Genomic DNA, 23,454 nt, shown 5'->3' with positions numbered 1-23,454 from the left:
TCCTCGGGGTTAAGCGGCGTTGGCCTCACCGGCCAGAATTGCGGCGCGGAGTTCAGCGCGTTTCTGGCCCGCCGCCGCGGCGTGACGCTCGCGGACGTGACCATAGCCGCGGATCTGTTCGGGCAGGTTCAGCAGTTCGGCGATGGCGGGCGCATTGTCCGCAGAGGCATTGGCCATGGCGAAATCGATATCGGCCTGGTAATCGGCGAGAAGCTCACGGGCCATCCGTGTCTCCTCAGAGTTGCGGAACGGGTCGAGGATGGTGCCGCGCAGCGCGCGCAGGCGATTCATCCAGGCAAAGAACCGCAGTGCCGTTTTGCCCTTGACCGGTCCCTTGACCGGTTTGCCGGTTTTCGGATCGGTGCCGCCATAGGGCCAGGCGCCGAAATGGAAGGTCAGTTCCATGTCCCCCTCGAAGGTCTCGTTCAGCGACTTGCGGAACTCGGGCTTGGAATAAAGCCGCGCGATCTCCCACTCGTCCTTCACTGCCATCAGCTTGTAGAGTCCCCGCGCGACCGCCACCACGGCATTGTCCGGCAGCCCGGTTTCCCGTACCTCGGCGATGCGGTCGGCATAGCTGCGGGCGAAAGCGTCGTTCCTGTAGGCTTTCAGTTCCTCGACACGCCGCGCCACGATCTCGTCGAGGGACTGTTCGCGATGGGCGTCTAGCTCGACCGGCGCGCCCTCTCCCGTCAGCCGCCGCGCAGCCTTGTGGTCCGCGAAGGCCAGGCGGCCAAGGTCAAAGGCCCGCTTGTTTCGGTCGATGGCGACGCCGTTCAGTTCGATGGCGCGGTGGATCGCCTCCAGCGACAGCGGGATGCCGCCCTGCTGCCAGGATGCTCCCATCAGCACCATGTTGGCGAAAACCCGGTCGCCCATGACCTTTTCCGCAAGGTCCTGCGCCGTCAGGCCGCGCGAATCCGCACCCAGAATGCGGTTCATGCGTTCCAACTGTTCGCCACCGTTCAACTGCCAGTCGGGATTCTTCGAGAACTCCGAAGTCGGAACCACCGTCGTGTCGGTCACGGCCACCGATTTTCCGGCGGTCAGCTTGGACAACGCCTCGTCGCCGGCGGCCACGACCAGATCGCAGCCGATCAGCGCATCCGCCTCGCCCGCGGCAATCCGGGTGGCGCGCATGTCCTCGGGGCGGGCGGCGATCTTGATGTGGCTGTGGACCGCGCCGTATTTCTGCGCCAACCCGGTGATGTCGAGGTTCGACGAGAAGTACCCATCCGCATGCGCCGCGACGGCCAGGGTCTGACCAACAGTGACGACGCCCGCGCCGCCGATGCCGGATACGAGGATCGACCATGAACCATCGATGGCCCTGTGCGCCGGCGCCGGCAGGTGGCTCACATCGATTTCCACCTCGGCTGTCCTGACCCGGCGCGGCGTCGCGCCGGTGATCGTCACGAATGACGGGCAGAACCCCTCGACGCAGGAGAAATCCTTGTTGCACGAGGATTGGTTGATCCGTCGCTTGCGCCCGAACTCGGTCTCGAGCGGTTCGATCGCCATGCATGCCGAAACCGTCGAACAATCGCCGCAGCCTTCGCAAACCTCGGGGTTGATGAATACCCGCTTGTCGGGATCGGCCCACTTGCCGCGCTTGCGCAGGCGGCGGCGCTCGGTCGCGCAGGGCTGGTCATATATGATGACGGTCACGCCGGGCTTCTGGCGCAGCTCCTTCTGCACCGGCTCAAGTTCGGTGCGCGGATGCACGGTGACGCCGAAACCCAGATCCTTGCCGTCGTATTTCTCGGGCTCGTCGGCCACCAGCGCGATCCGTTCGACCCCTTCCGCCCTGAGTTGGCGCACCATCTGCTCCGGGCTGATCTCGCCGTCGTGCGGCTGGCCGCCCGTCATCGAGACAAAGCCATTGTGCAACAGCTTGTAGGTGATCGGCGCACCAGCGGCCACCGCAGCCCGGATCGCCATCAACCCGGAATGAAAATAAGTGCCGTCGCCTATGTTGGCGAAGACGTGCTTTTCGTCGCTAAACGGGAACTGGCCCAGCCACATCGCCCCTTCGCCGCCCATATGGCTGACCGAGTTGGTCTTCATCGGGTCGCGCAGCATCGCCATCGTGTGGCAACCGATTCCGGCCAGCGCGCGGCTGCCATCGACCACCTGCGTCGAGCGCCCATGCGGGCATCCGGCGCAGAAGGACGGCAATCTTGTCGCTCCGGCCCCAAGCGCGGGTGGCGCTTCGGGGCGGTTCGGCAATGACAACCCGCAGGCCGGATCGGTTTCGTTCGCGACCCGCACCAGGACGCGGGTGATCAACCCCGGATCGATCTCGCCGGCATTGGGAAAGGCGCAGTCGGTGGCGTCAGGCGCATAGGCCTGCCCGGCAAAGGTCTTGCCCACGATGCGCGGGGCCATGTCCGACCCGTAGAGGATCCCGCGGACCTGATCTTCGAGAAGCGGCCGCTTTTCCTCGACCACGATGATCGTGTCGAGTCCCTTGGCGAAGTCGCGGATGGCCGCGGCGTCGAGCGGCCAGACCATCCCGACCTTGAGCCGCCTGACCGGCAAGCCCCGTATCATCCCGTCGCGGTATCCAAGCCCGGCCAGCGCCTGCGCAAGATCCTGCCAGGCCTTGCCCGCCGCAATGATGCCGATGCGCGCCTCGTCCGGCCCGTCCTGGCGGTTGAGCCGGTTCGCGCGCGCATAGGCCAGCACCTTGTGCAGCTTCACATCCCACAACAGCCGCTCCTGTTCCGCCACCGGCACGAAGGGCTTGATCGAGGTATCGGGCGCCTCGCTCTCGGGCAGCACGATCCTGGGGCTTTCGGGCGACACGTGGACCGAACCGCCGCCCTCGACCACGTCGGTCACCAGCTTCATGCCGGCCAGCGTTCCGGCATAGCGGCTCATTGCGATGCCGTGCAGGCCCATGTCCAGCACGTCCTGCGCGTTGGCCGGCGCCAGCAGCGGCGCGCCGAGCGAGGCGAAGTTCAGGTCCGAATAGCAGGCCAGCGTCGAGGATTTCGCGCCGTGATCGTCGCCCACCAGCAGCAGCGTGCCGCCCTTTGGATTTGTGCCCGCAAGGTTGGCATGCCGGATCGGGTCCATCGACCGGTCCAGCCCCGGCGCCTTGCCGTACCAGATCGAAAAGACCCCATCGACCCTGGCGCCCGGAAACAGCCCAACCATCTGCGCGCCCCAGGTGGCGGTCGCGGCAAGATCCTCGTTCAGCCCGGGCTGAAAGACGATGTTGTGCGCCTTGAGTTCCGCCTCGGCCTGCCAGAGGTTCATGTCGTAGGTGCCCACCGGCGAGCCGCGATAGCCCGAGATGTAGCCGCCCGTATTCAACCCCGCCGCCATGTCGCGCTTGCGCTGCTGTATCGGCAGTCGCACCAGCGCCTGCATCCCCGTCATGTAGACCCACCCTTCTTCCTGGGTCAGACGGTCCTCCAATGTCATTTTCAGCCGTTTGGCGGGCACATGAACAGTCATTGCGTCGTCCTTTCCTGTGCGAGGGTCAATCCAGCAGGCCCGAGGTCGCGATCGGGCGCAGATAGCGGGTCATCCGCATGTTGGGAGTGGTCGAGAAATACACGATGACGGCATCCCTGGCGGGCGAGACATAGAGCCCCTGATCCATGAACCCGCCCTTGTAGAGATCGCCGTCGGGCCAGACGCAATCCCACTGTCGGGCGTTGCCCAGCATCGTGTCGTCGCCAAGCCGGTCAATGAAGATCGGGCCGTCATAGCCGTTGATGAAAAACGCGCGGTCGCGGGTGCCGGTCCGGATGCGCTGCATGGTTTCGGCGCTGACCACCTGTTTTCCGGCCACCCGGTTCCAGTCCGGGGTGAACAGCATCCCGAAACGGGCCAGGTCGCGCAGGCGGCTGGACACCACGCCATGCGCCAGCGCCACCCCGTCCGGCGACAGGTGCACCTGCAGCGCACCATCGGCCGCCACATGCGACCAAACCCGGCGGCGGAACATCTCGGCCCAGGGCTGGCCGGAAATCGCCTCGGCCAGCAGCACCAGAACCTGCGTGCAGGGCGAGCCGTATTCGAACTTCTCGCCGGGCGTGCCGACCCGGCGGCTCGATTGCAGAACTTCCAGAAGCGTTTCCACACGGCCCTTATGGGGTGCGGCGAACTCGGCCAGAAAGGCGCGGATCGCATTTGAGGACGGATCGTTCCGGGTTTCGTCGTTTTCCTCGCAATCCATTCCCGGGGTCATGTCCATCGCATCGCGAATGGCAACACCATGCCAGTCCGTATCCCGCAGCGCAGGCAGGTATTCCCCGATCCCGCGGGTTTCGTCGATCGCGCCATCCTCGATCAGGTGCTCGATCATCAGGCCGGCCATCGGCTTGGCGCAGGAGGCCCAGAGATGCGCTGCATCAGCGCGCATACCCGGGTATGTCTCGGCCATGACCTTGCCACCCTTGATCACCGCAAGACCTCGTACGCCGCTTTCGGGGTGGTGAAGGAAATCTTGCAGGCTCAGGCGGCCCAGGTCCGTCTCGGCCATTACGTCGAGAATGCGCGGCTCCTCGGCCTGCGCCAGCGGTGCGGGTGCGCGGGGGCTCTGGATCACGGCCGTTGGCATGGTCTCGGCGATGTGGGTGCACCACCAGCGCGCGACATCTCCGCATTCCAGCAGCTTGGGCACCGACACTTGCGCCCGGAGGCGCGCCGTTTCCTCGGCCGAATAGCAATCCTGTGTCGGGTTCATGTCAGATACCTTTCGTTACCTAGTGCAGCGTACCGGCGTTCAGAGCAGACCAAGCGACAGCCACGGAACCAACGTGATCAGGATCAGCCCAAGGATCATCACGCCGATGTAAGGCAGCACCGACATCACCAGTTCGCCGAATTTCTGCTTGAAGGTCACCATGGCCACCATCAGGTTCAGACCGACCGGCGGCGTGAGGTAGCCGATTTCCAGGTTCACGATCATGATGATCCCGAAATGCACCGGGTGGAACCCATAGGCCTGCGCCACCGGCATCAGGATCGGGCCAAGGATCAGGATGGCCTCGTTGGTGGTCATGAATGCGCCGACCGCCAGCAGGATCAGGTTCACGATCAGGATGAAGGCGATCGGACTGTCGATATAGGCGCTGGCAAGTTCGACGATCTGGGCCGCCACCCGGTATTCCGTCAGGATCAGATTCAGGGACAGCGCCACCGCGATCAGCGGGAACAGCGCGCCGCCCAGCTTGGCGGTTTCGGTGACCACGTTGAAGTACATCTTCGGGTTCATCTCGCGATGCACGAAAAATTCGATCACCAGCGCATAGACAAGCGCGACCGCCGCGCTTTCAGTCGGAGAATAGTAACCCGAATAGATCCCGCCCAGCAGAATGACCGGAAACAGCGCCGCCCAAATGCCTTCGCGCAGGGCGGTGCCCAGTTCGGCCCAGTCCATCCGCTGCGCCGGCTGGCGGCGGTTGGCCCAAACCGCGTAAAGCGCCATCAGGACGATCAGCACCAACCCCGGCAGCACACCGGCCAGGAACAGATCGACGATCGAGGTTTCCGTGACCAGCCCGTAAAGGATCAGGGGGATCGATGGCGGGATGATGATCCCCAGCGTTCCGCCCGACACGACGGTGCCAAGGGCGAAACGGTTTGTATAGCCCGCCTCCTTCATCGCCGGATAAAGCACCGAGCCCACGGCGATCATGGTCACGATGGACGAGCCCGAAATGGCGGCGAAGACGGCGCAGCTGATGATCGCCGCCACGCCCAGACCGCCGCGGGTCGGAGCGGTCAGCGCCCGCACGATGCGCACCAGTCTGCGGGCGGCGCTGCCTTCGGTCATCACCGCGCCGCACAACAGGAACAGCGGCACCGAAAGGATCAGTTCCTTGTTGAGCGAGGTCCACATGTCCTCGACGATGTAGTCGAGATAGCCTTGGCCCCAGACCAGATGCACATAGGCGATCGCCGCAATCAGCAGGATGGTCAGCGGCTGGCGCAAGACCAGCAGCAACAAAACCAGCGCAAGAAGTCCAAGCGCGCTCATTCCGGCGCCTCCTCGCGGGCGGGCGCCGTGGCGGGCCAGATGGCAAAGATGAAGTACCTCAGACCCGCCGAGGCGAAACCCAGCGGGATCACGCTCTGGATGATCCAGACGGGCCAGTCGAGGCCCGGCATCACCGTGCCGATGTCGCGCGAAGCGGCTACAAAGACGACACCGTAGTACGCCACGGCCAGAAACAGGACGCCGCTCAGCGCGTTGGCGATCCGATCTACCGGCGGCCCCCAGCTTTCGGGCACCCAGGCAAAGGCGATGCGGGGAACGATCTGCGTGCCGGTGGCGACACTTACACCCAGGCCGGCAAAGGCGCCGATCACCAGCATGAACAGGGCGATCTTGCCCGCGCCGTAGATGCCGGTGGCCCCCATGTCGAAGCCAAGCGCCTTCCCGACCGGTCCGATCACTTCGCGGCCCACGACATCGGCGAATATCAGGCCGCCGATCAGGGAAAAGGCGATCACGGCAATCCAGCGCTCCAGCAGATGCCAGCCGTTCAGAAGTCGCGTCACGGCGACGGGCGCGGTATCGGAGGTCATGGCAAATGTTCCTCTTGCTTTCGGGCGCCGCCTGATTGCGGCGCCCGTCCGTCAGAGCTTGATGAGGGTCAGGAGCCGCAGGCTGCCTTGCCCTCTTCCATCAGTTTGAGGATGGCAGCGCCGTCATCGCCGTATTCCGACGCCATCGTCTCCCAGAACGGCGGCAGCTTTTCCCGGAACGTGGCGGCCTGTTCGGCGCTGACCTCGACGATCTTGCCGCCGCTCGAGGTGTGAATCTCGCGCATCTTGTCCTCGAAGCCGAAGATTTCATCCATCACCTGCTTCGAGTCGAAGCGCGCGAAGGCCCGCTTCACGGCGTCCTGGTCTTCGGCGCTGAGCCGGTCCATCACGCGCTGGCTCATGGCGAACATCGCCGGCCCGTTGTTGTAGTTGTACTCGTTGACGATCGGATAGATCTTGTTGAACCCCGAGGGGATGTAGAAGGTGTAGACGGTCGGGTAGAAATCGATCAGGCCGGTGGAGGCTGCCGAAGCCGCCTCGCCGGGGCTCAGCGGAACCGGGTTGGCCCCCAGCGTCTTCCAGTATTCGGTGTTGATCTTGTTGACCGAAATCCCGACCTTCAGGCCCTTCACGTCTTCGGCGCTTGTGATCTCGCGGTTCGCCATCAGGTAGCCGTTGCCGACTTCGGCCCAGGTTCCGAAGTACACGCCCTTGGGGCTCAGCCGCGCGCGGATCTCGTCGGTCAGGTGGTTGTCCTGAACGCAGGCCCGCTGATCGTTGGAATCGAAAAAGCCATAAAGCTGCATCAACCCGATCTCGGGCGCCTGCTGCGCCCCGGCGCTGATCGTGAACAGGCCCATCTCGATCCGACCGCGCGCCAACTGCGCAAGCGTGTCGTTTTCGGTGCCGAGCTGCGAGTTGAAATAGGGCTCTACCTTGAGCCGCCCTTCGCTTTCTTCGGCTATCGCATCCGCCAAGCGGACCACCTGCGCTCCCCACGGCGTCTTTTCCGGGGCCGCCGTCGCCAGTTTGAGAACGGTTTCGGCGTGCGCGGCAACGGCGAGACTGGCGGACAGCGCACCGGCAGCCACAAATGTCTTGATGATCTTCATGTTTCCTCCTCCAGCCCTCGCGGGCATAGCAACGCCCTTAAGCTGAAGAATGAGGTGCATTCCCGCAAATTTATTTTTCTTGAAATTTCATTCACAACTTGAATACTAATGCCGAAATCCTTGGGTTTTCCGCCTGACTTCCGCAGACGGGACAATCCGACGTTGCGTCACATCGTTGATCGGGATGCAGGCCAGTGCTCAACCTCAACCAGTTGCGTCACTTCCAGCTCGTTGCCCGTGAAGGCAGCTTCGCCCGCGCCGCGGAACTGGCGAGCATCACCCAACCGGCGCTCAGCAACTCGATTCGCGCGCTGGAGGAGCGGCTTGGGTACCAACTCATCGAACGGTCGGAACGTCCGGTCAGGCTTACCCCTTTCGGCCGGAGCATCCTGGACCGCGTCGACCGCGTCCTGTTCGAAGCCCGCAATCTGGATCAAGAATTGTCCAACCTCGCCGCCGGCAAGGGTGGACATGTTTGCGTCGGCATGACGGCGGTTTTCTCAACCAGCCTCGCCGGTCCGATCATCGCCGAATGGCACAACGCAAACCCTGACGTGAAACTCGATCTGATCGTCACGGAAACGGTGGAGTTGCTGGCCGGTTTGCGCGAGGAAGCCTTTGACCTGATCGTTGGCGACGTACGCGACCTGCCCGAGAATTCCAGCGAGTTCGACATCGTCGAGTTGTCGCCGCAGGCGGGTGGCGCGTTTTGCAGGGCCGGGCACCCGATCCTGAAAATCCCCAAACCGCTGCCTGCCGATCTCGCGCGTTATCGCTTCGCCGCATCCCATTTTCCTGCCGAGGTTGCGAATGCCGTGACCCGCTTTCTGGGGGTCCAGGACGGACATCAGGACGTCATCGCGATAAACAGTCACAACGTGGCCGCGCTGCGCGATGCCGTCGCCGAAAGCGACCTGATCCTGCTGACGACCCGCGGCACCGTCCGCAACATGTTGGCGCTGGGTATCCTCAAGCGCGTCGCAATAGAGATCGGGATCGACGGGCTCTGGTCGGTTGTCACCCTCAAAGGCCGCGTCACGCATCCCGCTGTGCCCCAGATGATCCGCAAGATCGCCGAGGTCAGCCGACGCGAGCACGACCGCCGCCTGACGCCTTACACAAGCCAGTATCTGCGCTAGAGATCGAATTGCGTTGAAAGGTTTGAAACAGCCATGCCAACGGATCTGTCAAAGCGCACGTCGCGTCGAAGCCGCCACTGTCCTTCCCGGTAATTCTCTCTCGCGCATCGAAATCGTTCGGTTTCAGGATTGAGACAAACACAACGGACGCGCATCCCGCGGAACGGTTCGAATATCCGCCTTTGACCGATCTCATCGGACCCGGCAACGCAAGCGTACGCAAAGTACCGTTTGAACGTGGGGCGAACGGAAACGGACGAGAATGGACCCAATGACGCTGCATGAAGCTGCCATTGCCAACTGCGAAACCATTGAAAAGCTTCGAGCATCGTTTGATGGCATGGCGGCAGTCCAAGCCGGACCCCGCACAAGGTCTTCTTTACTGACGCCGTCCCCGCCATATCAAAACAACTGGGGATTACTGCTCTGGGAAACTGGCCCTTTTTGCCTTGGTATTGACAGTGCAAGAATCCCAGGTCCGAGGTCGGGGCGCTCTGCCACCAGGCTGCCACCAAAAAAGGTGTGACGCGAATTTCTGCGCCGATTGTCCCTGCCGATGCCGAAAACTGTGCTAAAGCAGAGTTAGGCCACCGCCTCGGCATTGACGGGTTTCGATGCGTCTCACCCCAGGAGGATCCCGATGGGTGCAATCACGAAAAGACCAGCGGCAACTCAGCCGGTTTCGGCGGCAGACCACCGCGCAGGGTCGGACGCGCCCGAATACCCCCGTGCGACGTTGGACAGACGGCTTCATTCAATCGTCGCGCGGTTGACCGGAGGTGTGTCGCCCTATGCCATCTCACAGGCGTGGAGCGACTGGGCGCTCCACACGGCGCGGGCGCCGGGACGGCAGATGGATTTGGTGGAACTTGCCAATGAGAATGCCGCCAAGGTCTGGACCCATGCGGCGTTGTCGGCATCGAACCAGGTCGACACCCCCCCATTCCAACCCAAGGACATCGACCCCCGTTTCCGGCATCCGGCATGGCAGATTTTTCCCTACTCGGTCTGGCAGCAGAGCTTTCTGGCGGTGCAGGACTGGTGGGATCATGCCACTCATGGCCTGAACGGGCTGAGCCAGAGAGATTCCGACCGCATCGCGTTTCTGGTGCGTCAGACGTTGGACCTTGTCGCGCCTTCGAACTTTCCCTGGTTGAACCCTGAGATCATTGAAGAGACCACCAGGCGAAAAGGGTGGAACCTGATCGAGGGCTCGGCACATTTCTGGGAAGATTACGTTCAGACCATCAGCCAGCGAAAGGCCGAAGCGCCCAAAGGGTTCAAGATCGGCGTGGATCTTGCCTGCACGCTGGGCAAGGTCGTCTTTCGCAACGACATTTTCGAGTTGATCCAATACGTTCCGCAAACGGACTCGGTGCAGGCGGAACCCGTTCTGATCGTTCCCGCGTGGATCATGAAATACTATGTTCTCGACCTGTCGCCCGAAAACTCAATGATCAACTATCTGGTTGGGCAAGGGTTCACGGTATTCGTCATCTCGTGGTGCAATCCCGAGGCCGAGAAGGCGGATTTGGGGCTGGAGGACTACCGGAAACGCGGCGTCATGGCGGCATTGGACGTGATCGAAGCGATCGTTCCCGGCCGCAAGATCCATGCCAATGGTTACTGCCTGGGTGGTACGATGCTGGCGATCGCCGCCGCGACCATGGCCCGCGACAGTGACGACAGGCTGGCCAGCGTCACGCTGATGGCCGGGCAGGTCGATTTCGTGGAAGCCGGTGAGCTTTTGCTGTTTCTCGACGAAAGCCAGGTCGCCTTTCTCGAGGACCTGATGTGGGAGCAGGGCTATCTCGACAGGCCGCAGATGTCGCGTGCCTTCGCGGCAATCCGCGCCGAGGATCTGATCTATGCCCGCGCGGTGCGGCGGTATTTTTTGGGCAAGGCCGATCTTCCGTCAGACCTGATGGTCTGGAATGGCGATACCACCCGGATGCCGGCGCGGATGCATTCGGAATACCTGCGTGGGCTGTTTCTGGAAAATCGGCTGACCGCCGGTCGCTTCGCCGTCGAGGGGCGCGTGATCGCGCTGAAGGACATCGCCGCGCCCATGTTCGTGGTCGGCACCGAAAAGGACCATATCGCGCCATGGCAGTCGGTCTACAAGGCGCGTCTGTTCACCGATGTTGAACTGACATTCGTTCTGGCCTCCGGCGGCCACAACGGCGGTATCGTCAGCGAACCGGGGCGTCCGGGGCGCCATTACTACATCGGCCAAACCTCGCCCGACGATCTTTACGTTGGCCCGGACAAATGGTTTGCGCAGCAAGAGCAAATCCAGGGGTCCTGGTGGCCCGAATGGACGAATTGGCTGAACGCCCGCAGTTCAGGTCACGTGAAACCGCCGACGATGGGCGCGGCCAAGGCCGGATATCCGCCGCTCTGCGACGCGCCGGGCACCTATATCTTCGAAAGCTGACAATGCACCCGGCGGGCATTTCAGCTTCACGTCTATTTCCCGGACAGGATCGAAACCATCTCCGAGAATCCCCTTGCCTTGGCGTGTTCCAGCGGCGTTACCCCGTCGAAATCGCCAATGCCGCGGTCGGCCCCTGCCTCGACCAGCAGGCGCGCCACGACCTGGTGATCCGGGCCGCCATCGCCCAGTACGACCGACTCCATCAGTGCGGTCCAGCCGAGGTTGTTGACATGGTCCAGCGGCGCGCCCGCCTCGATCAGGCGCCGGACGACCTCGACATGCCCCAGATGCGCGGCGGCGATCAGGGCGGTGCCTTCGTAGGGGCTGGTGACGAGGCCCGGGTCATTGCCCAGTTCGATCGCCAGCGACATCAGCGCAGGGTCGTCGGCGACGGCAGCAATGGTCACGACGTCGTAGTCCTGGCCTTCCAGCGCATTCATGTCGGCCCCGGCTTCGGCCAGGGCGCGCAGGCTGTCATCGTGCGACGCAAAGGCCGCGACATGCGCCGGAGTGCGGCGGCGGCGGTCACGGGCGTTGACGTCGGCGCCTTCCGCGGCGAGCCGTACGATCTCGGTAACGCTGCCTTCATGCGCGGCCCGGTGCAGCCCCTGGTAGCCGGCAATGTCCGACGGTGAAGGAGCGGTCTGCGCCAGCGCTGGCACGGCCGCTCCCAGGACCAAGAGGACCAGAATGTGTTTGAACATGACGGCTCTCCCAGTGTGGTAGGTGGCCCGCATCAATGGCAGGGCGCCAGGGCCAGGATACACGTCCGCAGAAAAAAGCGCTTCGAAAACGCTGCAAATGCGCGATCTTTCGAATGTCGCGAGCGCTCAGCAAGACCAAGGGACAAATCAACCTTCGCCCAAGACGAGAAATGCCGCGGCGTACGAATTGCACGTGCTGCACGCGAAAAGCAGGCCGGCTCGTTGCACTTGCGATCATCATGGCTTTTCGACCCCAGGATAGCCACCTTCACAACCGGGAGAACCACCCTTCTAGAAGCGATCGATTTGCCTGTCCGGCCACCAAAAGCATGATCCGTGCGCTCCGCCTCGCTCGGCTACAGCACCTTGGACCGTGCCGCTCGCCAAGGCTTCGCTTGCCGGGGTCTCCATCCGGCTCGCGTCGAATTGGGCGTCCGTGTAGGTTTTCAGCACTTGTCCGTCAGATCCTGAATTGCTGCGGCCTGTCAGTTCTGCCATTCGCCATTCGTGCAAACCGATGAGCGTCACATGTTCACGCAACGATCGTTTGTGCGACCGTTTTTGCCGAACAAATGCAGCAACCAAAATAGGCGAATTTCTTTGCGCTGCCGTCTCTCTGTGACTGCCACTCAAACTCTGAGTCCGGCACCACGGCCATATTCTCCGGCTCCAGTTTCAAGGGACGGTTTCCGAGGTCAACGAAGCGCAGGTTGAATTGGAACGGCGCGCCGAACTCATACCCCCTCTTGGAAATCGCTATCGGAAATTCAGGACGCGCCGCCCCTACGTCGTAGCTCTGCGCCATGGCGAATTTGTGTCCGGTTCATTAAAGATGACCAACAACGCCGAAATCGGAAAACTTTACGGGAAACCCCCAATTTCAGACGTATGGAAGTAGAGGTAATCTGGGGCCAATCGAAGGGTTCACTGACACCCTGAGGGGTTTCCCTGAGAGAGAGGCTGGCTTCTACCCCCTCAAGCTGGCCTCTCTCCCCCTCGAAAGCTCCCGTACAAGCTTCGCCGCAATGCACTGGTCAGTGCCCAAACCGAAAATACCCGCGGTACGAGCTGCGTTGCCGGTAGGGTTTTCGCAGCTGGCTGGGATACGGGTAAGATCCGTAGTTGTAGCGTGGATACCTGTAGGAGCGAGGCGAGTAGCGGGGTTTGCTGCTGTGGTAGTAGTACCGCTTGCGCGGATGATACCTTTTGGGCCGATCGAAGTATTTTTCGACACCTGAACTGCCGGGATATCGGGAAGTCTTGCGAGGATGGTAGGGCTTCGGCTGAATGTAGTATCTGTTGACGCGCGGTTTGTGGCGTTCATGCGAGCTTTCGGCCACAACTCCTGGAGAAATGATCCTATCAACAACATTGACGGATCCGGCGCCTGCGTCGTGGGCCATTGCGACCTGCGCAAACGACAGATTGGCTGCAACTGCCAACGCCGGGGCAACAAAAAAAATCAGAGCGGTTTGGAACATGGTGCCGCCTTTCGTTTTCGCCGGAGGGACCATCTGCATGATGGGCCAAGCCGCAGGCAAAAGGCCAATGAACTCATGTCACGCTTCGGGGAGGGGAAGCCAGAAGCTCATGCCGCCGCAGACATGCGCCGCGTTCTGGCACGATGGTCACGTCTGCGAGATCAGATGGACCTTGAAAACCTTCTTTGGCGAGTGGCTTCCGCAAGAAGGCCGCGACGCACATGAGTGGAGTGTGCCCCTTTAACAGGTTTGGCCAAGAGGAAAGGGCGCTCTGCCGCTGCCCAACGTGCCAGTCTCCACCGCCGCCCGAGGCGATCAACCCGACCGGGCCTGGCCTGACATTCCTCCGGCCTGCAATGTCTCCCGCGCGGCTGTCGCGCTTGGTGCAGCGGGTAGAATTGCCGTGACATTGCCCGGATCGGGCATCGACGGAGGCATTCCGCCGCGAGTTCCTCCACCTATCCGAGCCGACGCCTCATGGTGCACCTGACCGCCGCCGGGCAGGGCCATGACGCAAGGCATGGACGAGATCACATTCGATGAAGTCCGGGCAGGCTACACCGACCCATTTCTCAGTACTAAAGCGGAAGCCGCCTGAGCATATCCTCAGGCCATCTCGTTTTTTTCACCTTGATGAACGTGACCGAACGCGGTGTCGGTTCGAGGGTATTGTCCCGGTCGCTCGCGGCGGCGGCGACGTTGCCGGAAATTCGATTGCGACTTGGCAAACTATGCCCGCCTGCTTGGCAAGGAAAGCCACCGCTTTCAGTTGCGAGTGTGGCTGGGGTACTGGTGTTGCTGTGTTTTGTAACCGCCCCGAGTGACGTTTGTCGTAACAACAGCCGTTGCAACAGTTTCCGTTTCGGCCTCAAAATGTGCGTTTCGGCGCGATACTTTCTCAGCCGTCAACATGATATCGACAGGCAGCAGGGCGATTGACGCCCCATAGGTTGTATTCAGCCGCAAAGCCGTGGCAGAAATGCAACCTATAGATGAACAGGTCTCAGGTCGAAATGATACTACGGCAACAGTTGTTTCTTTCAAGGCAAGGGGCTCTTCTTCCTCTGTTCTGCATTTGTTAATGTTACGCTGAAAAAAAGTACGAATGCTTTTGGGTAACGGGCAGACAGGCGGATGATAACCGGCTCAGGCGGTGTGACAGCCATCAAATGGTCGCAGACGGAGATTGACGGGTTGGAATCGGCGCCCATGGCGTCGATGGCGATAGGGTCCGCCTGGTCTTGGCGCGGGCGGACCACCCGGTTGGCGCAGGCCGAAAGCGTGGCCCAGACGGGGTTCTGGTCCGTTCCCGAAATCGTCGACAGCCCGGCTGGACCCGATGCCCTGCTGTCCGTGGCGCGACGGCGCCGCGTGTCGGGCGCAACCGGTTTCGCAGTGCAGAACGTCACCGCAAGCGTCATGATCACCAACGGCGCCCGCAGCTACACGATGCTGTTGGTCGAAGCGGATGCGCAATCCTCGCCCTTGCTGGTGTTCGACGGGGAAATGCCGCCGCGGGACACGGACTTCTGGATCGGCGGGATCACCCGCTACTCCACCGGCGAGATGGATACGGCGCATTCGGAGGAGGACGGGGTGACCTACCTGTCAAGCTGGCGGCAGGCGACTGCGGCCGCCGCCGCGCAGGAACAAGCGCCGGTGTCACGGCCCGCTGCGGCGACCGCTTCGGCGGCAGTGGAACTCGGCAGCCGTCAGCCGTTGTCCAGCTGAGCCCGGGAAAGTTCGTTTCTATCGCATCGCCATGTTGACTCTCCCAACAACGCGGATATAAGCGCGGCTTCATTGGTGTTGGTGGCCCCCGCAAGGGGATGCCTGTCATGGGGAAACCCAAGAGGACAACGCCCTTCATAGTGGCCTGTATGGGCTTCGACCAAAACTGAAGGAGATCAGCCGTGACCAAACGCACGTCTGCCAAGTACAAAATCGACCGCCGGATGGGCGAAAACATCTGGGGCCGTCCGAAATCCCCGGTGAACCGCCGCGAATACGGCCCCGGCCAGCACGGCCAGCGCCGCAAGGGCAAGCTGTCGGACTTTGGCCTTCAGCTGCGCGCCAAGCAGAAGCTCAAGGGCTACTACGGCGACCTGACCGAGAAGCAGTTCCGCCGCATCTACGCCGAGGCCGAGCGGGTCCGCGGCGACACCGGTGAAAACCTGATCGGCCTGCTGGAAAGCCGTCTGGACGCCGTCGTCTACCGTGCGAAATTCGTGCCGACCGTGTTCGCCGCCCGCCAGTTCGTGAACCACGGCCACGTCAAGGTGAACGGCAAGCGCGTGAACATCCCGTCCTACCGGGTCAAGGAAGGCGACGTGATCGAGGTCCGCGACAAGTCCAAGCAACTGGCAGCCGTTCTGGAAGCCGTTTCGCTGGCCGAGCGCGACGTGCCGGATTACATCGACGCCGACCACTCCAAGATGACCGCCACCTTCGTGCGCACACCCGCCCTGGGCGATGTGCCGTACCCGGTCATGATGGAACCGAACCTGGTGGTCGAATTCTACGCGAAGAACTGATCTTCGCCGACCAACGGAATGCGAAAGCCGCGCGATCAGCGCGGCTTTTTTCTTTGGAACCGCTTCCCAAAAGCGGGTAGAACAGGGCCGATACAGGATATCAGGTGACAGGCCAGCGGCAACTGGAACGGATGCCGGGGAGCAGCGCGAATGGGCTACAACATCGGAGAAGTTACTGGCTACGCGGGCGGCCCGTCAGACTGGACCATGACAGCCGATCTGTCCGACCCATCCGTCACGACGGTCACGGGCGATTTCGATCTCGTCAGCCTCGTCACTGGTCAGTCCGTTGGTGAGGCCAACAGTTACTCGATCGCCCAGTTCAGCGCCAATTTCGGCACCTACACGAACAATTTCGTTCTGAATCCGGATGGCAGCTTTTCTTTCGATATCGACCGACAGGCCGTGATCCAGAGCGGCGTCGATCAGACGGTCTCGTTCACGATCGTCGGGAGGACGGGAAGCCAGTCGGACGACGATACGGTCACGGTCACTCTGCTGATCTGCCTGGCCGGGGGTACGTTGGTCAAAACCGAGAAAGGCCAAGTTCCCGTGGAAGATCTGAGGGTTGGCGACCTGGTGCCGACGGTGGATGACGGGATGCAACGGATTCGATGGGTGGGATCACGCTCATTGACCGCCGGCGATCTGCAGGACAATCCCAACCTGCGGCCAATTCGGATTACCGCCGGAGCGCTTGGCGACGGGCGGCCGAAACAGGATTTGCTTGTCTCGCCGCAGCATCGAGTGCTGATCGGCGACTGGCGGGTCCAGCTTTTCCTGGGTGAGGACGAAGCCCTCGTTCCCGCCAAGGGATTGGTTGATGGGCAGAACATCTACGTCGACGACACGGTCGAGGACGTCGACTATTACCACGTGCTGTTCGACAGCCATCAGGTGATCTTCACGAATGGAACCCCGACCGAGAGTTTTCATCCCGCGGACTATTCCCTGGGAGCGATCGACGCGGACATGCGGGCGGAATTGCTTGAACTGTTTCCCGAAATCGAGGCGGATTCGGGATACAGAATGACCGCGCGTTTCGTGGCGAGAGTCAAGGAAGCCAAATTGCTGACGCAGGTCGAGATTTGAACGCGGGCAGTGGTCAGCAACAGGGGGCCGAGTACCCCTCGCAGGAAAAGCTGCGCGTGTATGGCGACGTGATGTTCCTGGCTTTGCGCAGCCCACATCATGCCGGCATGAGTGTCGCGAATCTGCGGGCAGCGGTGGAACCCCCTGTGGAGCTGGGGCAGTTTCGGATATTTCGCTTCGACGGTGTTCCCCGGGCCATGTTTTCCTGGGCTTATCTGAACTCGAACGCCGAGGCCCGGCTGGTCAATGTCGAGGTGTTGAGCTTCGATGACTGGAAGTCGGGCGACCGGCTTTGGCTTGTCGACCTGATCGCCCCCTACAAGGGCATGGCGGCGGGTTTGACTAGGTGGATCATGCAGCCGGGCAACTTTGCAGAACGCGAGTTTTTCTTCCGGCGCGTCAAGGAAGGGAACAAGACGCGGCGGATCCTGCACATTGATTTCGAGCGCGCCGAAGGCAAGGCGCGCTTTCTGTCCGAGGCGGATTTCCCACCGGTTTGACCCGTCAAAGCGGCAAGGGCCGTCCCTCGGCAATCGCCTCCATCGCGAAATACGAGGTCACGCTGTCCAGTTCGACCTTTTCGATCAGCCGTTGGTAGACCTTGTCATAGGTCGTCATATCCTGCGTCACCACCTTGAGCTGATAGTCGTAATCGCCGCCGATGCGGTGGAAATCGACCACTTCGGGAATGGTCAGCACGTGGTTGCGAAAGGCCTGCAGCCAGTCCTTCGAATGGTGGCGCGTGCGCAGCATGACGAAGACAACCAGTTTCAGTCCCAGTTTTTCCCGCGCGATCCGGGCAGTAGAGCCCTTGAGCACGCCGCCGTCGGTCAGCGCCTTCAACCGCCGCCAGCAGGCGTTTTGTGACAGGCCGACCCGATCGGCCAGATCCCGTTGGGACAAAGTGGCGTCCTGTTGCAGTTCGCGCAACATGCGCATGTCAATATGATCCAAAGTTTTGCTCATTTTGAAGCATATGACACAAAAATGGGAAAAAATGAACAAAGAAAGGTGAAGTTTCCCCGCGCACCCTCAATCACATTGGAAAGTGCAAGAAGGAGCCCGCTACATGTCCCTGTCCAATTTCCGCGCAGCGATTGAAACCGCCACTCACGACAATGTCCTGCGCGACGGACTGATCGGTGAGAACATTCTCATCCCCGGACTGTGCGGGGACGTGCCGCTGGTCTATGCGGATTACGTCGCTTCGGGCCGCGCCCTGCGGCAAGTCGAACAGTTTGTGGCCGAGCATGTACTGCCGTTCTATGCCAACAGCCACACCGAAGCCTCTTATTGCGGGTCCTACATCACCCGGCTGCGCCGCGAGGCGCGCGCCGAGATCGCCCGCATCATCGGCGCCAAGGGAGAGGATGCGGTGATCTTCACCGGGTCCGGCGCGACTGCGGGCCTCAACCGGCTGGTCAGCTTGTTTGGAATCGGGGAGGCTGACCGGCCGGTTGTCCTGATCGGCCCCTACGAGCATCACTCGAACATCCTGCCGTGGCGCGAGAGCAAGGCCGAAGTGATCGAGATTCCCGAGGCCGCCGAGGGCGGGCCTGATCTGATGGCGCTGGAAACGGCTCTGGTTGCGAATGCCGATGCGGATCTGGTGATCGGATCGTTTTCCGCAGCGTCGAACGTGACAGGGATCATCACCGACCCGGACCCTGTCACGCGTCTGTTGAAGCGGCATGGCGCGCTGGCCGTCTGGGACTATGCCGGTGGTGGCCCGTACCTGCCGATGAGCATGGGGCCTGCGGATGCGCGCAAGGATGCAATCGTCGTTTCGCCACACAAGTTTCCCGGCGGGCCGGGCGCTTCGGGCGTGCTGGCCGTCAACACGGGCGCCGTAAAACGTGCCTGCCCCAGTTGGCCGGGCGGCGGCACGGTGACCTTCGTTTCGCCCTGGCGGCACGACTACAGCGCCGACCTGGCCGCACGGGAAGAGGCGGGAACGCCCAATGTTATCGGCGACATCCGCGCGGCGCTGGCCTTCATCGTCAAGGATGTCGTGGGCACCGAGGAAATCGCCCGGCGCGAGGCGTTGTACAACCGGATGGCGCTGGAGGGCTGGGGCGGAAATCCGAACCTCACCCTTCTGGGCACCGACAAGGCGCACCGTTTGCCGATTTTCTCGTTCCTTGTCCGGGACAATGCAGGGCGGCCGGTTCACCAGCAGCTGTTCACCCGCATGCTCTCGGACATCTACGGCATTCAGGCGCGCGGCGGTTGCGCCTGCGCAGGTCCTTACGCCCACCGCCTGCTGGGGATCGACCGGGCCGCGTCCGAGGCGCTGCACGCCGCTTTGAGCGCAGGCGAAGAAATGAGGAAACCCGGCTGGGTCCGGCTGAACTTCTCTTACCTGATGAGCGAGGAAACGGTGCGCTTCATCATCGACAGCGTCAACGACCTGTCGCATCGGACCGAGGAATTCGCGCGGTTCTACGACGCTGACCCCGCCACCGCGCGCTTCAAGGCCGCATGAGGGTTTTGAAGCTTTTCTCAGGTCGGTGACATCGTTATGAGGGGCGCATCCAAGGAGCCCCGACATGAACAAGATCACTCCGCAGCCCGGCATCATGGACATCGCGCTCTACCAGGGCGGCAAGTCCCATGTCGAGGGCGTGGCCAATGTCATCAAGCTTAGCTCGAACGAAAACCCGTTCGGGCCCAGCCCCAAGGCGATCGAGGCGGTGCGCGAAAGCGCCGCGACGCTGCACCGTTATCCTAGCACCGATCACTACGCCTTGCGGGCGGCGATCGGCGAGGTTCACGGGCTGGACCCCGAGCGGATCATCTGCGGCGTCGGTTCCGATGAGGTGCTGCAATTCGTGGTGCAGGCTTATGCCGGTGTGGGCGACGAGGTGATCCACACCGAGCACGGGTTTTCCATGTACCCGATCCTGGCGCGGATGGCCGGCGCTGTTCCGGTTCAGGTGCCAGAACGCGAGCGCGTTGTCGGTGTGGACGCGATCCTTGCGGCCTGCACGGACAATACCAGGGTCGTGTTCCTCACCAACCCAGGCAACCCGACTTCGACCATGATCCCCGAGGCGGAAGTGGTGCGGCTGGCCGACGACCTGCCGCCGCAGGTCATCCTTGTTCTGGACGGGGCCTATACCGAGTTCGTCGACGGCTTCGATGGCGGCGTGTCCGTGGTCGATGCGCGCAGCAACGTCATCATGACGCGGACGTTTTCCAAGATCTACGGCCTCGGCGGCATGCGGGTCGGCTGGGGCTACGCGCCAAAGGCGATGATCGATGTTCTGAACCGCATCCGGCAACCGTTCAACCTGTCTTCGACCGCATTGCTCGCCGCCGAGGCGGCCGTGCGCGACAGGGAATACGTGGAGTATTGCCGTGCGGAAAACACCCGTTTGCGCATGTGGCTGGCTGCGGCCCTGGCCGAAATCGGGGTACCGTCCGACCCCTCCTGCACCAACTTCATACTGGCGCGGTTCGCCGACAGGGACGAGGCCGAGGCTTGCGACGTCCATCTGCAAAGCCAGGGACTGATCGTACGCAGGGTCGCGGGGTACGGACTGCCGAACGCGCTGCGCATCACCGTCGGGAACGAAGCGGCCTGCCGCCGCGTGGTTGCGGCCGTCACGGCCTTCAAGGGGGGCCTCGCATGAGCCGGATTTACGACCGCGTGGCACTGATCGGGCTGGGGCTGATCGCGTCTTCGATGTTCTGGGCGATCAAGCGCGCCGGGCTGGCGGGCGAGGTAACGGGCTATGCCCGGTCCGAGGCGACGCGCGAGACAGCCCGGCGCATCGGCCTGTGCGACCGCGTCTGCGACAGCGCGCGCGAGGCGGTCGAGGGGGCCGATCTGGTGGTACTCTGCGTGCCGGTGGGCGCGATGGGGGCGGTGGCCGAAGAGATCGCGCCGGTCCTGAAACCGGGGGCGACGGTGACCGACGTGGGGTCGGTGAAACGCGATGTTATCCAATCTGTACATCCTCACATCCCCCCTGGTGTCCATTTTGTACCAGCCCATCCGCTGGCGGGAACCGAGCATTCCGGCCCCGAGTCGGGCTTTGCCGAGTTGTTCGACAACCGCTGGTGCCTGCTGGTTCCGGTCGAAGGCACCGACCCCGACGCGGTGGCCCGGCTGCGGGCGCTGTGGGAGGGGATGGGGTCCAATGTCGACGAGATGGAGGCCGATCATCACGATCTGGTTCTGGCCGTCACCAGCCATACGCCGCACCTGATCGCCTACACGATGGTCGGGGTGGCCGACGACCTGCGCCGCGTGACCGACAGCGAGGTGATCAAATATTCGGCGGCGGGCTTCCGCGACTTCACCCGGATCGCGGCTTCGGATCCGACGATGTGGCGCGACGTGTTCCTGACCAACAAGGACGCGACACTGGAGATCCTCGGGCGCTTCACCGAGGAACTGTTCGCGTTGCAGCGGGCCATCCGCACCGGCAACGGCGAATTGCTACACGACTATTTCACCCGCACGCGGGCGATCCGGCGGGGCATCATCGACGCCGGACAGGATACGGACGCGCCGGACTTTGGGCGCGCGAAGGCCAAGTCATGATGCGCCGGGGCGGAATGGCTTTGCTGGGCGCGCTGGCTCTTGTCGCAACGGCGGCCGCGGCGAATGCACCCGACGCGTCGCTGCATCCCAAGTCGCGGACCGATGCCGAGGACGCCCTGGTGGCAGCCGCAAGCGCGGTGGCGGAGGACACGGCGGCGGTCGTGGAAAAGGTTTTCTCCGTCCGGCCCGAGATCCGGCCGGAGTCGCCGCAGGCTTTGCTGGTGGCGACCCGCCCGGCGGATCTGCCTGGGCTTGCGCCGGACGTGTCGGCGTTTCCGTTCCTGCGGCCCGAGTCGCTTGAGCAGAAGATCCTGTTCAAGAGGCGCCTGAAGAAGAAGGGCGCGGTGTGCGGCGACATAGAAATCCAGGGCAAGGAGATCGGCAAGGTTCCCGGGCGGGGGGTATGCGGGATCAAGGACGCGGTCGAGATCACCTCGATTTCCGGCGTGCGGCTGAGCCAGCCGTCGGTGATGGATTGCGGCACGGCGCAGGCGCTGAACCATTGGGTCGAACGCACGGTCAAACCGACCTTTCGGCGGCGCGGGCCGGTGGTCGAGCTGAAGGTCGCCGCGCATTACGCCTGCCGGACCCGCAACAACCAGAAGGGCGCGCGGATCTCGGAACACGGCAAGGGCAGGGCGATCGACATTTCCGCCTTCACGATGATGGACGGCGAGGTTCTGACCGTGCTCGAAGGCTGGAAGCGGGACCCGGCGCGAAAGCTGCTGCGGCAGGTGCGCAAGGGCGCCTGCGGCCCGTTCGGCACGGTTCTGGGGCCCGGCTCGGACGGCCACCACCAGGATCATTTCCACTTCGATACCGCGCGGCACCGCAGCGGCCCGGTCTGCCGCTGACCGCGCCTGCGGCCTAGCGCAGGATCAGGCGCGGCGCGGGGCCCAGCGGTATCGGCCCGAGGGCCATGTAGCCGTTGCGGAAATTGAGCAACACGTCCAGCGCGTTCGGGTTTCCGCCCAGTCCGGCCAGCAGGTTCAGCACGCGGTTGACCGGATCGATGGCCTGATCCGGCAGGACCCCCGCGGCATTCGCCATCGCCACCATGTCGCGCCAGTTCTCCGCCTTGAGCGCGATTTCCCCGGTGGGCACGCCTTGCGCGTCCACGTTCAGCTCGCCGGTCGCGAACAGCCGCAGCGCGCCCCATTTCGCCTCGGCCAGGGCAAGGTCGATCACCACCGGCTGCGGTCGGCGCTCTTCGAGCGCGGACCTGTCCCAGGGCTTGTCGAACCGCACGGTCATGTCGAGCTGGAGGGTCTCGAACTCTTGCGGCAGAGAGGCCGCCGATTGCATCAGGTCGCGCAGGTCTTCGCCCGGTGTGAACGCCTGGGCCTCGGCGACGATGGCGTAGGTTTCGGGCGTCTCGGTCTGGACCATGATGAGGTTCAGGTTGCGCGCCCCGGCCACCAGTTTCCCGTCGCGCGCGACCGACCACGGATCGGAGGTCAGCGCCATGCGTTCGAGCATCAGGGCCACGCCCGGTTTCAGGTGCAGGTCGGCCTGCATGTTCCGGGCGGCGACGATGGCCGTCTGGTCGAAATAGGACAGGCGCTGCGGGGTGTCGGCAAAGCGCAGGGTCTGCCGCCCGGGCCAGATCGCGGGACTGTCCAGATCGATCCAGTCCGCGCTCCAGGCGGTGCCGTTGGCCGGGTCGGCCAGGATGGGGGCGCCAAGCCGCGTCACGTGCCGCGCGGGATAGCCGGTTGTTCCGATGTCGGAAAACTCGGCCTGCCACCCCTGCTGCTGGCGCTGCTCGAACCAGCCGGCGATCGCCGAGCGCAGACCGTAGCCCGCGACGAACCAGTAGACTGACCAGGCGATGATGATGAAAACGATCAAACGCACCAGGCGGTTCATGGAAAATGGCCTCTTTTGCCTTGT

Annotated in this window: 20 protein-coding genes; 10 read left to right on the top strand and 10 right to left on the bottom strand. The window is 62.9% G+C overall.

Annotated features, from left to right (window positions below):
* Positions 1 to 9: 9 nt before the first annotated feature.
* From FGK63_RS02340 to FGK63_RS02320, 5 genes are all read right to left on the bottom strand, one after another.
* Positions 10 to 3,465: an indolepyruvate ferredoxin oxidoreductase family protein gene (locus FGK63_RS02340; protein ID WP_138839990.1), complete on the bottom strand. Its 3,456-nt coding sequence runs from the start codon at positions 3,463 to 3,465 to the stop codon at positions 10 to 12.
* Between the two features lie 25 nt (positions 3,466 to 3,490).
* On the bottom strand, positions 3,491 to 4,702 hold the full coding sequence (locus FGK63_RS02335) for a serine hydrolase domain-containing protein (protein ID WP_138839989.1): 1,212 nt from the start codon (positions 4,700 to 4,702) through the stop codon (positions 3,491 to 3,493).
* Positions 4,703 to 4,741: 39 nt separating this feature from the next.
* Complete coding sequence (locus FGK63_RS02330; protein ID WP_138839988.1) at positions 4,742 to 5,998, bottom strand: TRAP transporter large permease; 1,257 nt, start codon at positions 5,996 to 5,998, stop codon at positions 4,742 to 4,744.
* The gene (locus FGK63_RS02325) at positions 5,995 to 6,549 is read right to left on the bottom strand and encodes a TRAP transporter small permease (RefSeq protein ID WP_138839987.1); all 555 of its coding nucleotides are present in this window, start codon (positions 6,547 to 6,549) and stop codon (positions 5,995 to 5,997) included. The genes FGK63_RS02330 and FGK63_RS02325 overlap by 4 nt, the downstream gene beginning before the upstream one ends.
* 68 nt (positions 6,550 to 6,617) lie before the next feature.
* On the bottom strand, positions 6,618 to 7,622 hold the full coding sequence (locus FGK63_RS02320; RefSeq protein WP_171052547.1) for a TRAP transporter substrate-binding protein: 1,005 nt from the start codon (positions 7,620 to 7,622) through the stop codon (positions 6,618 to 6,620).
* A 194-nt stretch (positions 7,623 to 7,816) separates the two neighbouring features.
* On the opposite strand from FGK63_RS02320, the gene FGK63_RS02315 reads away from it, so the two are divergent.
* Positions 7,817 to 8,761: a LysR family transcriptional regulator gene (locus FGK63_RS02315; RefSeq protein ID WP_138839985.1), complete on the top strand. Its 945-nt coding sequence runs from the start codon at positions 7,817 to 7,819 to the stop codon at positions 8,759 to 8,761.
* Positions 8,762 to 9,401: 640 nt separating this feature from the next.
* Positions 9,402 to 11,198, top strand: coding sequence for a PHA/PHB synthase family protein (locus FGK63_RS02310; protein WP_138839984.1), 1,797 nt, complete (start codon positions 9,402 to 9,404; stop codon positions 11,196 to 11,198).
* 32 nt (positions 11,199 to 11,230) lie between these two features.
* On the opposite strand, the gene FGK63_RS02305 is transcribed toward FGK63_RS02310, so the two are convergent.
* From FGK63_RS02305 to FGK63_RS20895, 3 genes are all read right to left on the bottom strand, one after another.
* Positions 11,231 to 11,902, bottom strand: coding sequence for an ankyrin repeat domain-containing protein (locus FGK63_RS02305; protein WP_138839983.1), 672 nt, complete (start codon positions 11,900 to 11,902; stop codon positions 11,231 to 11,233).
* 532 nt (positions 11,903 to 12,434) lie between these two features.
* Entirely contained in the window at positions 12,435 to 12,707 is a 273-nt protein-coding gene (locus tag FGK63_RS02300) for a hypothetical protein (protein WP_138839982.1), read from the bottom strand.
* A gap of 229 nt (positions 12,708 to 12,936) precedes the next feature.
* Entirely contained in the window at positions 12,937 to 13,422 is a 486-nt protein-coding gene (locus FGK63_RS20895) for a hypothetical protein (protein ID WP_218961092.1), read from the bottom strand.
* 1,155 nt (positions 13,423 to 14,577) lie between these two features.
* On the opposite strand from FGK63_RS20895, the gene FGK63_RS02290 reads away from it, so the two are divergent.
* The 4 genes from FGK63_RS02290 (at position 14,578) to FGK63_RS02275 (ending at position 17,509) form a co-directional block, all read left to right on the top strand.
* A complete protein-coding gene (locus FGK63_RS02290; protein ID WP_138839980.1) occupies positions 14,578 to 15,114 on the top strand; it encodes a hypothetical protein in 537 nt (178 codons plus the stop codon).
* A 182-nt stretch (positions 15,115 to 15,296) separates the two neighbouring features.
* On the top strand, positions 15,297 to 15,917 hold the full coding sequence (gene rpsD / locus FGK63_RS02285; RefSeq protein WP_138839979.1) for a 30S ribosomal protein S4: 621 nt from the start codon (positions 15,297 to 15,299) through the stop codon (positions 15,915 to 15,917).
* Between the two features lie 150 nt (positions 15,918 to 16,067).
* Positions 16,068 to 17,009 carry a Hint domain-containing protein gene (locus FGK63_RS02280; RefSeq protein ID WP_138839978.1) on the top strand — a complete coding sequence of 314 codons (942 nt, stop codon included), beginning with the start codon at positions 16,068 to 16,070 and terminating at the stop codon, positions 17,007 to 17,009.
* A 56-nt stretch (positions 17,010 to 17,065) separates the two neighbouring features.
* Positions 17,066 to 17,509: a toxin-activating lysine-acyltransferase gene (locus FGK63_RS02275; protein WP_342777304.1), complete on the top strand. Its 444-nt coding sequence runs from the start codon at positions 17,066 to 17,068 to the stop codon at positions 17,507 to 17,509.
* Between the two features lie 4 nt (positions 17,510 to 17,513).
* On the opposite strand, the gene FGK63_RS02270 is transcribed toward FGK63_RS02275, so the two are convergent.
* Positions 17,514 to 17,975: an Lrp/AsnC family transcriptional regulator gene (locus FGK63_RS02270; protein WP_138839977.1), complete on the bottom strand. Its 462-nt coding sequence runs from the start codon at positions 17,973 to 17,975 to the stop codon at positions 17,514 to 17,516.
* Between the two features lie 103 nt (positions 17,976 to 18,078).
* Here FGK63_RS02270 and FGK63_RS02265 point away from each other — a divergent pair, with 103 nt between their 5' ends.
* From FGK63_RS02265 to FGK63_RS02250, 4 genes are all read left to right on the top strand, one after another.
* On the top strand, positions 18,079 to 19,494 hold the full coding sequence (locus tag FGK63_RS02265) for an aminotransferase class V-fold PLP-dependent enzyme (protein ID WP_138839976.1): 1,416 nt from the start codon (positions 18,079 to 18,081) through the stop codon (positions 19,492 to 19,494).
* 64 nt (positions 19,495 to 19,558) lie between these two features.
* On the top strand, positions 19,559 to 20,644 hold the full coding sequence (hisC, locus tag FGK63_RS02260) for a histidinol-phosphate transaminase (protein ID WP_138839975.1): 1,086 nt from the start codon (positions 19,559 to 19,561) through the stop codon (positions 20,642 to 20,644).
* Positions 20,641 to 21,561, top strand: coding sequence for a prephenate/arogenate dehydrogenase family protein (locus FGK63_RS02255; RefSeq protein WP_138839974.1), 921 nt, complete (start codon positions 20,641 to 20,643; stop codon positions 21,559 to 21,561). The genes hisC and FGK63_RS02255 overlap by 4 nt, the downstream gene beginning before the upstream one ends.
* A 14-nt stretch (positions 21,562 to 21,575) precedes the next feature.
* Positions 21,576 to 22,415, top strand: coding sequence for an extensin-like domain-containing protein (locus FGK63_RS02250; protein WP_246043902.1), 840 nt, complete (start codon positions 21,576 to 21,578; stop codon positions 22,413 to 22,415).
* A 13-nt stretch (positions 22,416 to 22,428) separates the two neighbouring features.
* Here the strand turns inward: FGK63_RS02250 and FGK63_RS02245 are convergent, their stop codons facing one another.
* The gene (locus FGK63_RS02245) at positions 22,429 to 23,430 is read right to left on the bottom strand and encodes a DUF2125 domain-containing protein (RefSeq protein ID WP_138839973.1); all 1,002 of its coding nucleotides are present in this window, start codon (positions 23,428 to 23,430) and stop codon (positions 22,429 to 22,431) included.
* Positions 23,431 to 23,454: the final 24 nt, after the last annotated feature.

Origin of the sequence: Ruegeria sediminis, from assembly GCF_005938215.1 — a bacterium.
GTDB lineage: Bacteria > Pseudomonadota > Alphaproteobacteria > Rhodobacterales > Rhodobacteraceae > Ruegeria > Ruegeria sediminis.
Note: the sequence above shows the minus strand (reverse complement) of the source record. Positions and strands in the feature narration are given on the sequence as shown.

What these genes read in the sequence shown, in the direction of transcription:
- FGK63_RS02250 (WP_246043902.1), top strand. Translation starts at nt 21,576, where the DNA reads ATGGCTTTGCTGGGCGCGCTGGCTCTTGTCGCAACGGCGGCCGCGGCG.
- FGK63_RS02280 (WP_138839978.1), top strand. Translation starts at nt 16,068, where the DNA reads ATGGGCTACAACATCGGAGAAGTTACTGGCTACGCGGGCGGCCCGTCA.
- FGK63_RS02305 (WP_138839983.1), bottom strand. Translation starts at nt 11,902, where the DNA reads ATGTTCAAACACATTCTGGTCCTCTTGGTCCTGGGAGCGGCCGTGCCA.
- FGK63_RS02330 (WP_138839988.1), bottom strand. Translation starts at nt 5,998, where the DNA reads ATGAGCGCGCTTGGACTTCTTGCGCTGGTTTTGTTGCTGCTGGTCTTG.
- FGK63_RS02300 (WP_138839982.1), bottom strand. Translation starts at nt 12,707, where the DNA reads ATGGCGCAGAGCTACGACGTAGGGGCGGCGCGTCCTGAATTTCCGATA.
- FGK63_RS02265 (WP_138839976.1), top strand. Translation starts at nt 18,079, where the DNA reads ATGTCCCTGTCCAATTTCCGCGCAGCGATTGAAACCGCCACTCACGAC.
- FGK63_RS02255 (WP_138839974.1), top strand. Translation starts at nt 20,641, where the DNA reads ATGAGCCGGATTTACGACCGCGTGGCACTGATCGGGCTGGGGCTGATC.
- FGK63_RS02320 (WP_171052547.1), bottom strand. Translation starts at nt 7,622, where the DNA reads ATGAAGATCATCAAGACATTTGTGGCTGCCGGTGCGCTGTCCGCCAGT.
- hisC (WP_138839975.1), top strand. Translation starts at nt 19,559, where the DNA reads ATGAACAAGATCACTCCGCAGCCCGGCATCATGGACATCGCGCTCTAC.
- FGK63_RS02270 (WP_138839977.1), bottom strand. Translation starts at nt 17,975, where the DNA reads ATGAGCAAAACTTTGGATCATATTGACATGCGCATGTTGCGCGAACTG.
- FGK63_RS02340 (WP_138839990.1), bottom strand. Translation starts at nt 3,465, where the DNA reads ATGACTGTTCATGTGCCCGCCAAACGGCTGAAAATGACATTGGAGGAC.
- FGK63_RS02335 (WP_138839989.1), bottom strand. Translation starts at nt 4,702, where the DNA reads ATGAACCCGACACAGGATTGCTATTCGGCCGAGGAAACGGCGCGCCTC.
- FGK63_RS02245 (WP_138839973.1), bottom strand. Translation starts at nt 23,430, where the DNA reads ATGAACCGCCTGGTGCGTTTGATCGTTTTCATCATCATCGCCTGGTCA.
- FGK63_RS02310 (WP_138839984.1), top strand. Translation starts at nt 9,402, where the DNA reads ATGGGTGCAATCACGAAAAGACCAGCGGCAACTCAGCCGGTTTCGGCG.
- FGK63_RS20895 (WP_218961092.1), bottom strand. Translation starts at nt 13,422, where the DNA reads ATGCAGATGGTCCCTCCGGCGAAAACGAAAGGCGGCACCATGTTCCAA.
- FGK63_RS02325 (WP_138839987.1), bottom strand. Translation starts at nt 6,549, where the DNA reads ATGACCTCCGATACCGCGCCCGTCGCCGTGACGCGACTTCTGAACGGC.